This window comes from Mycobacterium sp. NGS26, from assembly GCF_059813025.1.
Window position 1 is genome coordinate 37,718 of the sequence record NZ_JCALDU010000005.1, and the last position, 13,198, is coordinate 50,915.

10 protein-coding genes are annotated in these 13,198 nt (G+C 70.6%); 1 reads left to right on the forward strand and 9 read right to left on the reverse strand.

Annotation, left to right across the window (positions count from 1 at the left end):
- Positions 1–11: 11 nt before the first annotated feature.
- The 9 genes from AC5Y6X_RS17175 to AC5Y6X_RS17215 form a co-directional block, all read right to left on the reverse strand.
- Entirely contained in the window at positions 12–872 is an 861-nt protein-coding gene (locus tag AC5Y6X_RS17175) for a haloalkane dehalogenase (protein WP_499987798.1), read from the reverse strand.
- A gap of 23 nt (positions 873–895) precedes the next feature.
- A complete protein-coding gene (locus tag AC5Y6X_RS17180; protein ID WP_499987800.1) occupies positions 896–2,923 on the reverse strand; it encodes a substrate-binding domain-containing protein in 2,028 nt (675 codons plus the stop codon).
- A gap of 46 nt (positions 2,924–2,969) precedes the next feature.
- Positions 2,970–5,171, reverse strand: a complete 2,202-nt coding sequence (locus AC5Y6X_RS17185; protein ID WP_499987801.1) for a malate synthase G — start codon at positions 5,169–5,171, stop codon at positions 2,970–2,972.
- A 286-nt stretch (positions 5,172–5,457) separates the two neighbouring features.
- Positions 5,458–6,504 (reverse strand): hemolysin family protein, encoded by a 1,047-nt coding sequence (locus AC5Y6X_RS17190; protein WP_499987803.1) that lies wholly within the window; start codon positions 6,502–6,504, stop codon positions 5,458–5,460.
- Positions 6,501–7,871 (reverse strand): hemolysin family protein, encoded by a 1,371-nt coding sequence (locus AC5Y6X_RS17195; RefSeq protein ID WP_499987805.1) that lies wholly within the window; start codon positions 7,869–7,871, stop codon positions 6,501–6,503. Before AC5Y6X_RS17195 ends, AC5Y6X_RS17190 begins: the two co-directional genes overlap by 4 nt.
- 214 nt (positions 7,872–8,085) lie before the next feature.
- Positions 8,086–9,522 carry a GuaB1 family IMP dehydrogenase-related protein gene (locus AC5Y6X_RS17200; RefSeq protein WP_499987807.1) on the reverse strand — a complete coding sequence of 479 codons (1,437 nt, stop codon included), beginning with the start codon at positions 9,520–9,522 and terminating at the stop codon, positions 8,086–8,088.
- A gap of 47 nt (positions 9,523–9,569) precedes the next feature.
- Positions 9,570–11,039 carry an NADP-dependent phosphogluconate dehydrogenase gene (gene gnd / locus AC5Y6X_RS17205; protein ID WP_499987809.1) on the reverse strand — a complete coding sequence of 490 codons (1,470 nt, stop codon included), beginning with the start codon at positions 11,037–11,039 and terminating at the stop codon, positions 9,570–9,572.
- 96 nt (positions 11,040–11,135) lie between these two features.
- Positions 11,136–12,086 carry a M56 family metallopeptidase gene (locus tag AC5Y6X_RS17210; RefSeq protein ID WP_499987810.1) on the reverse strand — a complete coding sequence of 317 codons (951 nt, stop codon included), beginning with the start codon at positions 12,084–12,086 and terminating at the stop codon, positions 11,136–11,138.
- A 14-nt stretch (positions 12,087–12,100) separates the two neighbouring features.
- Positions 12,101–12,517, reverse strand: a complete 417-nt coding sequence (locus AC5Y6X_RS17215) for a BlaI/MecI/CopY family transcriptional regulator (RefSeq protein ID WP_324676764.1) — start codon at positions 12,515–12,517, stop codon at positions 12,101–12,103.
- A 266-nt stretch (positions 12,518–12,783) separates the two neighbouring features.
- Here AC5Y6X_RS17215 and AC5Y6X_RS17220 point away from each other — a divergent pair, with 266 nt between their 5' ends.
- Positions 12,784–13,194 carry a PaaI family thioesterase gene (locus tag AC5Y6X_RS17220; protein ID WP_499987812.1) on the forward strand — a complete coding sequence of 137 codons (411 nt, stop codon included), beginning with the start codon at positions 12,784–12,786 and terminating at the stop codon, positions 13,192–13,194.
- The last annotated feature ends 4 nt before the right edge of the window (positions 13,195–13,198 follow it).

Consider the following 13,198-nt stretch of genomic DNA (forward strand, 5'->3'; position numbering starts at 1 on the left):
CCCCGGGCGCGTCAGCCGAAGCGCTCGACGATCGCCGCGGCGATCTCGTCGGGGGCGTCCTCCTGGATGAAGTGCTTGGCGTCGGGCAGCTCCACCACGACGTGGTCGGGGAAGGTGGCCCGCATCCGCGGGATCGTCGGCCCGGGCCGAAAGGCGGCGTCCTTCATCCCCCACACCAGCAGCGTCGGCTTGGCGCCGAGCTTAGCCGGCACCGCCGCGGCGAGCCGTTGCAGCAGCGGATGGGCGGCCAGGATCTGCTTGGGCATCTCGGCCACGCCCTTGCGCGCCTCGGCGCTGGGCTGCACGCCGCGGTAGTGCGCCATCACCGCGGCACTGGGCCGGCGCGCGGTTCCCGCGGGAATCAGCCGTTCGACGAAGAAGTTGCGCCGCAGGATCGCGTACTGCATCGGCGGGCTGGACATCACCCTGCTGAAGGCCTTCGTCGCGAAGGTGTCGGCGGGCCAGAACCAGGTGTTGCCCAGCACCACGCCGCGCACCCGGTCGGCGCGTTCGACGCCGACGGCCATGCTGATCGGCCCGCCCCAGTCCTGGCCCATGCTCAGGTAGCCGTCCAGGCCGAGGTGGTCGACGAACTCGCCGACCACCGCCGCGTGCTCGTCGATCTTGTAGCCGAACCCCGCCGGTCGCTCGGAGAGCCCGAAACCGAGGTAATCCGGTGCGACGCAACGGAACCGGTCGCGCAGCGCGACAATGATGTCGCGGTACAGGAAGCTCCAGGTCGGGTTGCCGTGACAGAACAGGATGGGTGGCCCGTCTCCCTCGTCGACGTAGTGGACGCGGCCACGCGAGCTGTCGAACCAGCGCGACTCGAACGGGTACAGCCGCGGGTCCGGGGTGAAGTCGATGCGCATCACCCCAGTCTGTCAGGCGGCCGTCAGCCCAGGTATTGACCGATCGCCGTGGCGAGTGCGGGGGACGCCGAGGTCGGCAGGTTCTGATAGCTGCCGCCGCTGAGCTGGGCGACGGCCTCCCACGTCGGTCGGTCGGGGTCGGACCCGAAGTCGATGACGTTGACGGCGATCGGCTTGGCCGGATCGGCGCCGGTGCGGATGAAATTCTGCAGCCCGGGGCCGTCCAGGGTCTGGTCGGTGTGTGGCCCCGCCGTGATAACCAATATCGAATTCGGCTGTCCCGCAGCGTATTTGGCCTGCATCTCCTGGTAGAGCATGCGCAGCGTGGTGAACGAGACCGCGCCGCCGGCCGACGAGTACTGCTTGTCCAGCGCCGCGGTCAGCGCCTCCGAGCGGGGCTTGCCGTTGACGGGGTCGGACAGCGGCCCGGCGGTGACCTCCGATCGGCCCTCGTGGCCGTCGAAGGTCCACAGCCCCACGACCGAGGTGGGCGGCAGCGCCTTGATCCGGTCGCCCAGCGCCGCGACCACGTTGGCCAGCCGGGACTTTCCGCCTTCGTCGCCGGGCATCGACTGGTCGAGCATGATCGTCGCCGCCCCGCCGCCCGACGGCGCGGACATGGCGTCGGCCAGCGTGGCGCGCATCCCGTCGTCACCCACCGACAGGGTGGAGGGCAGCGCCGGGAAGCTGGTCACCGCGCTGCTCGGCGGTTTGACGCCCTCGGCCCGGAAACCGGCCTTGGCCAGCTTCGCCAGCTGCTCGGGCCGGCGCATGAAGTGGGTGAACCCGCTGGCCGCCGAGGTCTGCTCGCGCGAGAGCCACGAGCCGTTGAGCAACACCGTGGGGTAGTCGGCGACGGCCGCCGGCCCGGGGGGCAGCCACGAGGCCAGCGTGCCCTTGGCGTCCGGCAGCGACTGGCCGCGCGCGAACAGCTGCTGCTCGGTGGTGACCACCGCGTGCACCGGCGCGGTCGCCGCGTCGCCGGGCTTGAGCAGCGTATTCATCGCCTCGGTCAGCGAATTGTCCGCCAGCTTCGGTTGTGCGCCCGTCAGCGTGCGCACCGCGGCGACGCCCTGGGTGGGCGGCGCGCCGGCGGGCGACGCCGCGGCCGCCACCGCCTCGCCGGCCAGGTAGGCGGCGTCGCCGTTGCCGTTCGTCGGCAGCGCCAGCCGCAGCGACCCCCACGCCGGCAAGTTCAAGCCGGCCAACGCGTTCGGGTTGGTCTGCAGGCCGGGCAGCGTCGCCCAGCTCTGGTTGGCGAGGGCCTGCTGCAGCTCGGGCCGCACCGCGAGCACCACCGGCGAGGTCACCAGCGGGCGGCTGTCGCTGATCGTTTTCTGGCCCGCCGCCGCGGACAGCCGCGCGGCGGACACCGAGCTGGCGGGGATCCACAGTGCCGGCCGGTCACCCAGTTCGGCCGGCCACTTGCCGATGAAGCCGGCGACGACGGCGTCGGAGCCGGCCGGTTTGACGTTGACCTGCATGCAGTGGTCGCCGACCGGGCCCGCCGATGCGTTGTAGCTGTCCGCGAACTGCTGCACCTGGTCGGCCAGCGACGGGTCGACGACGACGGCGACCGCCTCCTTGCCGCCCACGCAGCGCGCGGCGGCCGTGTGCGAGCGGTTGGACAACACGTCGCCGAAGAAACTCCACAGGATCACCGTGCCGACCACCACGACGACGGCGACGAGGGCGACGATCACCCCGATGCTGACGCCGCGCCGGCCGCCGTCGCTGCGGTGACCGCCCCGCCAATCGCCGAGCCCGCGGTGCCCGCCGGGCGGGGTCGGCGGCCCCGAGCCCGCCGCGGCGGCCGGCCGGGACGGGAATTCCGGGTATTCGTCGCCGGCCTCGTCGGCATAATCCTCGTCGGCACCGGCGTAGTCGTAGTCGGCGTCGTCATAATCCTCGTCGGCATAGCCCTCGTCCGCGTAATGACCGGCGTCCGCATAGCGGCGGTAGTCGGAATGCGGAACGTCCGCGGGTGATTCGTCAGCCGGCTCGTCGACGGGGTCTTCGTCTTCGGGGTCGGGCCTGCTGTGCCTACCCATGCCGCTGCGCGCCGCCTTTCAGTCGACTCGTCGTCATGTCAGTGCGTTATGAGGCACCGGCGCGGGCCTTGAACTCACGTCGCCGCCGATGCAGGATCGGCTCGGTGTACCCGTTGGGCTGCTGCGTTCCGGACAGGATCAGCTCCTGCGCGGCCTGGAAGGCGATGCTGTCGTCGAAGTTCGGCGCCATCGGCCGATACGCCGCGTCCCCGGCGTTCTGCTGGTCCACCATCGGGGCCATGCGCTCCAGGCCGGCGCGCACGTCCTCCTCGGTGATCACGCCGTGGCGCAGCCAGTTGGCCAGCAGCTGGCTGGAGATGCGCAGCGTGGCGCGGTCCTCCATGAGCGCCACGTTGTGGATGTCGGGAACCTTCGACGAACCCACGCCCTGGTCGATCCAGCGCACCACGTAGCCGAGGATGGACTGGCAGTTGTTGTCGACCTCCTCGCGGATTTCCTCGGGCGCCCAGGCCAGCTCCTTGGCCAGCGGGATGGTGAGCAGCTGTTCGATCGGCACCCGCTTGCGGCCGGCCAGCTCCTTCTGCACCGCGATGACGTCGACCTTGTGGTAGTGCAGCGCGTGCAGGGTGGCCGCGGTGGGCGACGGCACCCAGGCCGTGCTGGCGCCCTGCTTCGGCTGCCCGATCTTCTGCTCCACCATGTCGGCCATCAGCTCGGTCATGGTCCACATGCCCTTGCCGATCTGGGCGTGGCCGGCGAACCCGGCGGCCAGGCCGACGTCGACGTTGTTGTCCTCGTAGCCCAGGATCCACGGCTGGCTCTTCATGGTGCCCTTGCGCACCATCGGGCCGGCCTCCATCGAGGTGTGGATCTCGTCGCCGGTGCGGTCCAGGAAGCCGGTGTTGATGAACACGATCCGGTCGGTGACGGCCTTGATGCACGCCTTCAGGTTCAGCGTGGTGCGCCGCTCCTCGTCCATGACGCCGACCTTCAGGGTGGTCTGCGGCAACCCGAGCACGTCCTCGACGCGGCTGAACAGCTCGGCGGTGAACGCGACCTCGTCGGGACCGTGCATCTTCGGCTTGACGATGTAGATCGACCCGGTGCGGCTGTTGGTCAGCGGCCCGTTGGCGTCGCCGGCCCTGAGGCCGTGAATCGCGGTCAGGCCGGTGAACAGCGCGTCCATGATGCCCTCGAACACCTCGTCGCCGTCGGCCCCGTCGTTGTCGAGGACGATCGCGTCGTTGGTCATCAGGTGACCGACGTTGCGGACGAACAGCAGCGCGCGCCCCGGCAGCACCAGCTCGCCCCCGTCGGGGGTGGTGTAGTGGCGGTCCTGGTTCAGCACCCGGGTGAACGTCTTGCCGTCCTTGTCGACCGGCGCGGACAGGTCGCCCTTGTTCAGGCCCAGCCAGTTGCGGTAGGCGCGGACCTTGTCGTCGGCGTCGACGGCGGCGACGGCGTCCTCAAAGTCGATGATGGTGGTCACGGCCGACTCCAGGACCACGTCCTTGATGCCGGCCGCGTCGGTCCTGCCGATCGGCGACTCGCGGTCGATCTGGATCTCGATGTGCAGCCCGTGGTTGACCAGCAGCACCGACCAGCTGGGGGAGCCCAGCTCGCCGCTGTACCCGACGAATTGCTCCGGGTCGGCCAGCCCGGTGGAGTCCGGGCCGCTGGCGATCTGCAGCCGGCCGTCCACGATGCTCACGCCCGTGGCTCCCGCCCACGAGCCCGACGCCAGCGGCACCGCCTCGTCGAGGAACCTGCGCGCGTAGGCGATCACCTTGTCGCCGCGCACCTTGTTGTAGCTGGTGCCCTGCTCGGCGCCGTCGGTTTCGGGGATGACGTCGGTGCCGTAGAGGGCGTCGTAGAGGGAGCCCCAGCGGGCGTTGGCCGCGTTGAGGGCGAACCGCGCGTTGGTCACCGGCACGACCAGCTGCGGGCCGGCGGTCGTGGTGATCTCGGCGTCGACGCCCGAGGTCGTGATGGTGAAGTCGGGGGGCTCGGGCTGCAGGTATCCGATTTCGGCGAGGAATTCGCGGTAGGCCTTGACGTCGATCGGTTCGATGACGCGGTGGCGGTGCCACTTGTCGATCTGGGCCTGCAACTCGTCGCGGCGCCGCAGCAACTCCTGGTTCTGCGGGGTGAGGTCGGTGACGACCTTGTCCACGCCGGCCCAGAAGCTCTCGGGGTCGATGTCGGTGCCGGGCAGGGCCTCGTTGTTCACGAAGTCGTAGAGCACTCGGGCGACGCGCAAGTTCCCCACCGACACGCGATCAGTCATGTTTCTCCTCCGTAATGGCCTCTTTGGTGCCAGTGGCTACTTCGTCAGCCTACCGGCCGGCAGCCCGAAAGAGCGTATCCGCCAAACCCGCAATCGCAGGTCAGGCGTGCGCACAGCTCCACCCATGGTGCCGGGGCGGACGGTGAGTACCGCTTTGTGGCAACGCATGACTGCCGGCCAAGACTTTGAGCCGTCCAGCACATTCCTCCATTGGCCTGTACCGGCGGCCGTTCAATCATACGGGCCCCGGGCCGCGCTTCTCGCCGGGCGGGCCGGGCGGCCGGTTTCAGGACGCGTCGCGCATGCTGCCGACCAGGTCCTCGACCAGATCCTCCATCGTCACCATCGCGACCAGGCCGCCGTCGGCGCCGTCGGTCACCAGTGCCAGGTGGCTGTTGCTGCGGCGCATCCGGGACAGCGCGTCGGCCAGCGGCAGCGACGCGCGCACCCGCGGCAGCGGGCGCACCAGCGCCAGGTCGATCACCGACTCGGGGTCGTCGCTGCGCGTCAGCACGTCCTTGATGTGCAGGTAGCCCACGAAGTTCCCGTCGGGGTCCGTGACCGGAAAGCGGGAGTAGCCGGTCTGCGCCAGGGCGCGATCGACGTCGCCGACCCGCGGCCCCGAGCCCGCCGCGGCCATCGGCACCGCCCGCACCTCGGCGAGCGGCACCGCCACATCCCCGACGACCCGGCTGCCGATCTGCAGCGCGCGGGTCAGCCTGGTGTGCTCCTCGGGATCCAGCAGGCCCTCGGACACCGATTCGGCGATCAGCTGGCTGAGCTGCACGGGGGAGACCGCGATGTCCAGCTCGTCCCTGGGTTCCACGCCCAGCGCGCGCAGTATCGCGTGGGCGCACTTGTTGTAGAACACGATGAACGGCCGGGCGGCGCGCACGTAGGCCAGGTACGGCGGGACCAGCAGCATCGCGGTGCGTTCCGGACCGGCCAGCGCGATGTTCTTCGGCACCATCTCGCCCAGCAGCACGTGCAGCGTCACCACCAGCGCCAGCGCGATCGCGAACGACAGCGTGTGCAGCAGCGTCGGGTGCATCGCGGTCAGCCCGAACCCCCGCCGCAGCAGGTTGGCGACGGCCGACTCGCCGATCCGCCCGAGCAGCAGCGAGGACACCGTGACGCCGAGCTGGGCGCCGGCCAGCATCGACGACAGCTGCTCGCCGGCGCGGATGACGGTGACCGCCCTGGCCCGGCCCTGCTCGGCCAGCGCCTCGAGCCGGTCGCGCCGCGCCGAGATCAGCGAGAATTCCGCGCCGACGAAAAACGCGTTCGCCCCGATCAGCAGGACCGCCAGCACCACCCCGAGGGTGTCGTTCATCGGTGGCACACCCCCGCGGCGGTGTGCGCGTGGCCGCCCAGTTCGGTCAGCTCGAGCACGTCGATGCGGCGACCGTCCATCCCGATCACGGTCGCCCGCCAGCGCGTCGAGGCGTCCAGCAGCCCGTCGGGGTCCAGCGCCGTCAGCTCGACCGTCTCACCGGCCACCGGGATGTGGCCGAGCTCGCGCAGCACCAGGCCGCCGATCGTCTCGTACGGCCCCTCGGGGGCCCGGTACCCGGTGGCGGCGGCCACCTCGTCGATGCGCAGCAGGCCGGACACCCGCCAGCCGCGGCCGGCGGCCACCACGTCCGGCGTGGCGTCGTCGTGTTCGTCGCGGACGTCGCCCACGATCTCTTCGATCAGGTCCTCGACGGTCACGATGCCCGCGGTGCCGCCGTATTCGTCGACGACCATCGCGGTGTGCAGGCTGTTGGCGCGGATCTCGGCCATCACCGCGTCGCCGTCCAGCGTCGACGGCACCATCGGGACCGGCTGGGCGACCGTCGCCAGCAGCGTGCGCGGCCGGTCGGCCCGGGGGATCTTGAACACCTGCTTGACGTGCACGATGCCGACGGTCTCGTCGAGGTCACCGTCGACGATGGGGAAGCGGGAGAACCCGGACTCGGCGGCCGCGGCGATCAGGTCGGCCACGGTGTCGTCGGTCTGCAGCGCGACGATCTTGGACCGCGGCGTCATCAGCTCCTCGGCGGTGAGGTTGCCGAACTGCAGCGACCGCCGCACCAGCGCGGCGGTCGCGGGGTCCAGGGAGCCGGTGCGCGCCGAGGCGCGCACCAGCGACAGCAGTTCCTGCGGCGAGCGGGCCGAGCGCAGCTCCTCGGCCGGCTCGATGCCCAGCTCGCGGACGATCCAGTTCGCGGCCCCGTTCGTCAACCGGATCGCCGGGGTGAGCAGCAGCGAGAACAGCAGCTGGACGCCCACCACGGCGCGCGCCGTCGACAGGGGGCGCGCCACCGCCAGATATTTCGGCACCAGCTCCCCGAACACCATCGACACCGACGTCACGATCACCATCACCATGAACGCGGTGATGCCGTCGGCCAACCGGTCGGACACCCCCATCGCGTCCAGCCACGGGTGCGGCAGGTCGGCCACCATCGGCTCGGTCAGGTACCCGGCCACCAGCGTGGTGATGGAGATGCCGATCTGCGCGCCCGACAGCTGGAACGACAACCTGTTCTGGGCGCGTTGGATCCAGCGGTCGCGGCGCCCGCCCCGGCGCGCGTTGGCCTCGACCGTGGTGCGGTCCAGCGCGGTCAGCGAGAACTCGGCCGCGACGAACACCCCGTTGCCGAAGATGAGCACCGCGATGGCCAGCACGCTGACGACGGTGACGGTGACGTTCATCGCTGGGCTCAATTACCGGGACGGCGGTGCGGACGCCGGTCCGGTCGGGTCTGCCCGGGTCACCCCGGCGGCGGGGAGTCGCCGCTGCGCGCGCAAGGCCCCCGGCCTCGACGAGGCCTCGGCGGGTGCCTGCGGCACGTCATCCCTTTCGCTCTGTCGCGGCCCGGAAGTTCCGGGAATTCACATGGTAGCGAAGGCATCCGCGCCGCCGGGGTCACCAGCCCAGCGGCAGCGGGTGGCCCTCGGCGAAGCCGGCGACCGATTGCACACCGACGACGGCCCGGTCGTACAGCTCCGCCAGGTTCGCGGCGCCGACGTAGGTGCAGGTGCTGCGCACGCCCGAGGTGATGTGGTCGATCAGGTCCTCGACCCCGCCGCGGTCGGGGTCCAGCCCCATCCGCGACGTCGAGATGCCCTCCTCGAACAGGGCCTTGCGGGCGCGGTCGAACTCGGTGTCGCCGGTGCTGCGGGCCACCACCGCCCGCTTGGACGCCATGCCGTAGCTCTCCTTGTACGGCTGGTCGTCGCGGTCGCGCATCAGGTCGCCGGGCGACTCGTAGGTCCCGGCGAACCAGGAGCCGATCATCACGTTCGACGCGCCGGCGACCAGCGCCAGCGCAACGTCCCGCGGATGCCGGATCCCGCCGTCGGCCCACACGTGACCACCGAGTTGCCTTGCCGCCAAAGCACATTCGAGCACCGCGGAGAACTGCGGACGGCCCACGCCGGTCATCATCCGGGTGGTGCACATGGCGCCGGGCCCGACGCCGACCTTCACGATGTTCGCCCCGGCGCCGAGCAGATCGCGGGTGCCCTCCGCCGAGACCACGTTGCCCGCGGCCAGCGGCACGCCCAGGTCCAGCGACGCGACCAGCTTGATCGCCTCCAGCGTCTTGACCTGATGCCCGTGCGCGGTGTCGATGACCAGCACGTCGACGCCGGCCTCGACCAGGGAGCGGGCCTTGGCCCCCACGTCCCCGGTGATGCCGACGGCGCCGCCGATGCGCAGCCGCCCGTCGGCGTCGGTGGCCGGGGTGTACAGGCCGGCGCGCAGCGCCCCGGTGCGTGTCAGCACGCCGGCCAGCGTGTCGTCGGGGTTGGTCACCAGTGCGACCTGGGTCGGGGCGTGCTCGAGCAGGTCGAAGATCTTCCGCGGGTCGGTGCCGACGGGGGCGGTCACGAAGTCGCTCACGGTGACGTCGCGGACCCTGGTGAAGCGGTCCACGCCCAGGCAGGACGACTCGGTCACCAAACCGATGGGGCGGCCCTCGAAGACCACCACGGCGACGCCGTGCGCGCGCTTGTGGATCAGCGCGATCGCGTCGGACACCGAGTCGTCGGGTGCGAGCATCACCGGGGTGTCGAGGACGAGATCGCGGCTCTTGACGAATTCCACCGTCCGCTGCACCGCGGTGATCGGAAGGTCTTGCGGCAGAATGACAATGCCGCCGCGGCGGGCCACCGTTTCGGCCATCCGCCGCCCGGCTACGGCCGTCATGTTGGCGACGACGACCGGGATGGTGGTGCCGGAGCCGTCGCCGGTGGCCAGGTCGACGTCGAACCGCGACGCGACGTCGGAGCTGTTCGGCACGATGAACACGTCGTTGTAGGTCAGGTCGTACCCAGGCCGGTGCCCGTCCAGAAATTTCATTCGCTATCGCCCCACCGTGTACCTGCGGGCCAGTTTAGTTGGCCGAACTAGGCGGGCACCTCCGTGCGGTCCCCGCTCCACAGGGTATGGAACTTCTTGCCGGGGTCCTCGTCGATGCGGCCGTAGGTGTGCGCGCCGAAGAAATCGCGCAGGCCCTGGGTCAGCGCCGCGGGCAGCCGCTCGGTGCGCAGCGCGTCGTAATAGGACAGCGCCGAGGAGAACCCGGGGATCGGGATGCCCAGCCGGGTGGCGGTCACCACCACGCGGCGCCAGCCGTCGATCGCCGCCTCGATCGCGCTGCGGAAGTACGGCGCCACGATCAGCGTGGGCAGGTCGGGGTCGGAGTCGTAGGCCTCCTTGATCCGGTTGAGGAACTTGGCCCGGATGATGCAGCCGCCGCGCCAGATGGTCGCCAGGTCGCCGGGCGTGATGCCCCAGTCGTATTCGGCGCTGCCGGCCTGGATCTGGTTGAAGCCCTGAGCATACGCGATGATCTTCGACGCGTACAGGGCCTGCCGGATGTCTTCGGTGAATTGAGTTGCATCGCTTGGCTTTTCACCGAGCTCGCCCGACGCCAGCCCGGTGGTGGCCCTGCGCTGGGCCACCGAACCCGACAGGGCGCGGGCGAACACCGCCTCGGCGATGCCGGTGACCGGCACCCCGAGGTCCAGCGCCGACTTCACCGTCCAGCGGCCGGTGCCCTTCTGCTCGGCCTCGTCGAGGATGACGTCCACCAGCGGCTTGCCGGTCTTGTCGTCGGTCTGGCGCAGCACCTGCGCGGTGATCTCGACCAGGAAGCTGTCCAGGTCGCCGTTGTTCCACTCGTCGAACACGTCGGCGATCTGCCCGGCGGTCTTGCCCAGCCCGTCGCGCAGCAGCTGGTAGGCCTCGCCGATCAGCTGCATGTCGGAGTACTCGATGCCGTTGTGCACCATCTTGACGAAGTGCCCGGCGCCGTCGGGGCCGATGTGGGTGCAGCACGGCACGCCGTCGACGTGTGCGGAGATCTCCTCGAGCAGCGGGCCCAGCGACGTATAGGACTCGGCCGGCCCGCCCGGCATGATCGACGGCCCGTTGAGCGCCCCCTCCTCGCCGCCGGAGATGCCGGCGCCGACGAAGTGCAGCCCGCGTTCGCGCATCGCCTTCTCGCGGCGGATGGTGTCGGTGTAGAGCGCGTTGCCGCCGTCGATGATGATGTCGCCTTCCTCCATGGCGTTGGCGAGCTGATCGATGACGGCGTCGGTGGGGTCGCCGGCCTTGACCATGATCAGCACCCGCCGCGGCTTCTCGAGCGCGTCCAGGAATTCCTCGATGGTCTCCGATCGCACGAAGTTGCCGTCGTCGCCGTGCGCTTCGAGCAGCGCGTCGGTCTTGGCGACGGACCGGTTGTGCAGCGCGACCGTGTAGCCGTGGCGGGCGAAATTGCGGGCGATGTTCGAGCCCATGACGGCCAGGCCGGTGACCCCGATCTGCGCGGTGCCGGTCTTGGAACCTGGCCGGGTATCCGACGAACTCATGTGCTGCCTTTCAGTCGCGCCATTTGACGGCGATCCCGACACACTCTGGCACAGCGAACCGGCGGTCCTCCAAAGTGTTTCGCCCCCGCGCCGCCGCTAGACGTTGAACAAGCGCTGTAGCTCGGTGAGCCACGGCACGGCCAGCGCGACGGTGGGCACCACGAACACGGCCGCCGCCGCCAGGTACGCGGCGGCCGACAGCACCAGGCTGTTGCCCCGCCCGGACAGCCGCCGCACCCGCAGCACCGTGCTGGGACCGCCGGCGGCCAGCGCGCCCGACGGCGCCCGCCCGGAGGCGCAGGCGACCAGCGCGCGGGCCAGGGGAGTGCGGCCGGTCGCGCGCACCGCGGCGTCGTCGGCGAGCAACTCGACGAGCAGTTGCACCGCCCGCAGCGCGTTGGCGCTGCGGACCAGTCGCGGGAAGGCGGCGTGCACCGCGGTGAAGGCCTCCAGGACCAGGTCGTGGCGGGCGCGCAGGTGGGCCCGCTCGTGGGTGAGGATGGCGGCGACCTCGGTATCGGCGAGCGTGGTGAGCGTTCCCTCGCTGACGACGACCCGGCTGCGCACGCCGGGCAGGCAGTAGGCGAGCGGTTGCGCGACGTCCAGCACCCGAAGGTCGCGCGCCCGGGCGCACGGCTGGGCGAGCACCGCATCGTGGCCGACGCCGACGAGGTCGACCACCATGCGGTGGTGGGCCCGGCGTCGCCGGTTGGCGATGGCGACCCGCACCACCGAGACCATCAGCCGCGCACCGACCAGCACGGTCAGCGCAAAGACCGCGATGTAGGCCGTCCACAGCGGCCACCCGAGCCGGCCGGCGGCGCCGACGACGCTGGCCGTGGGCCGCCCGTCGGGGCCCGGCATGAGCACCCGCGTGGCGATCGCGATGCCGGCGCTGAACGCCGAGAGCACCGCGGCCAGGGCGATGGCCTGCCACAGCACCATCGCGGCGCGCGGAGCGCGCAGCGGCCACCCCGCGCGTGCCAACAGTGCCGGCGCCGGGCCGACCAGCAGCACCGCGAGGAGGGTGAAGGCCGCCGCGGACACGCTGCTAGTCTCCCTTACTCCTCCGCGTTAGCGCCAGCCGATGGCGTTTTGCGTTGGGTTGCTTCCAATTCGGCGAGTGCCCGCCGAAGCGCGTCCGCCTCGTCGGCGCCGACGCGCTCGACGAAGTGGACCAGCGCGGCCTGCCGGCCGCCGGAATCCTCGACCTGGGACAGGGCATCGACCATCAGCCCCGCGACCAGCTCGTCGCGGCCGTGCACGGGCGCGTAGCGGTGCGCCCGGTCGTCGCGGATCTGGGAGACCAGGTTCTTCTTGGCCAGCCGTTGCAGCACGGTCATGATCGTGGTGTAGGCAAGGTCGCGTCGCGCCGACAGCGCTTCGTGGACCTGGCGGACGGTCTGGGGTTCCGGGGTGGACCACAGGTGATCCATGACGGCGCGTTCCAGATCCCCGAGCCGTGTCAGTTTTGCCATAGTTCGTTCATCTCCTGAGCGTTGCCACAAGCGTACTCCCGATTACTACCGGCTGTCGTACCGAAGGCTGGCGAATAACTGTGAGTGCGGAACCCGCGCCGAGCCCTTGCGAAATTAGGGCAGCCTTGCCTATGCTAAACCGGTCGAGCGACACGACCGCGGCAGAGTCCTGAGGGCTGCAGTGACCCCCGGTCTACTCGATCGGCGAGCCCCGTGCCCCGTGCACGGGGCTCGCCCGTTTTCACCGATGGTGTAGACACATTGGCGTGCCATCGCCCGAAGAGCTTCTCCCGCCGGATTTCACCGCCCCGTTCGACAGCGAGTTGGGGCTGCAATTCACCGAGCTCAGCCCCGACGGGGCCCGGGCGCAACTCGAGGTCACACCCAAACTGCTGCAGCCGATGGGCCTGGTGCACGGCGGGGTCTACTGCTCGATCATCGAGAGCATGGCCAGCGTGTCCGCCTACACCTGGCGCGCCGCGCACGGCGGCGGGAACGTCGTCGGGGTCAACAACAACACGGATTTCCTGCGGTCCATCAGCTCGGGGACGGTCTACGGCAGGGCGGAACCGATCCACCGCGGCCGGAGCCAGCAGTTGTGGTTGGTCACCATCACCGACGCCGACGACCGGGTCGTCGCCCGGGGTCAGGTGCGGCTGCAGAACCTCGAGGCGTAGCCCG

Excerpts from the sequence above, each read along its gene's own strand:
- AC5Y6X_RS17215 (WP_324676764.1), bottom strand. The coding sequence starts at position 12,517 with ATGGCAAAACTGACACGGCTCGGGGATCTGGAACGCGCCGTCATGGAT.
- AC5Y6X_RS17175 (WP_499987798.1), bottom strand. The coding sequence starts at position 872 with ATGCGCATCGACTTCACCCCGGACCCGCGGCTGTACCCGTTCGAGTCG.
- gnd (WP_499987809.1), bottom strand. The coding sequence starts at position 11,039 with ATGAGTTCGTCGGATACCCGGCCAGGTTCCAAGACCGGCACCGCGCAG.
- AC5Y6X_RS17200 (WP_499987807.1), bottom strand. The coding sequence starts at position 9,522 with ATGAAATTTCTGGACGGGCACCGGCCTGGGTACGACCTGACCTACAAC.
- AC5Y6X_RS17195 (WP_499987805.1), bottom strand. The coding sequence starts at position 7,871 with ATGAACGTCACCGTCACCGTCGTCAGCGTGCTGGCCATCGCGGTGCTC.
- AC5Y6X_RS17190 (WP_499987803.1), bottom strand. The coding sequence starts at position 6,504 with ATGAACGACACCCTCGGGGTGGTGCTGGCGGTCCTGCTGATCGGGGCG.
- AC5Y6X_RS17185 (WP_499987801.1), bottom strand. The coding sequence starts at position 5,171 with ATGACTGATCGCGTGTCGGTGGGGAACTTGCGCGTCGCCCGAGTGCTC.
- AC5Y6X_RS17180 (WP_499987800.1), bottom strand. The coding sequence starts at position 2,923 with ATGGGTAGGCACAGCAGGCCCGACCCCGAAGACGAAGACCCCGTCGAC.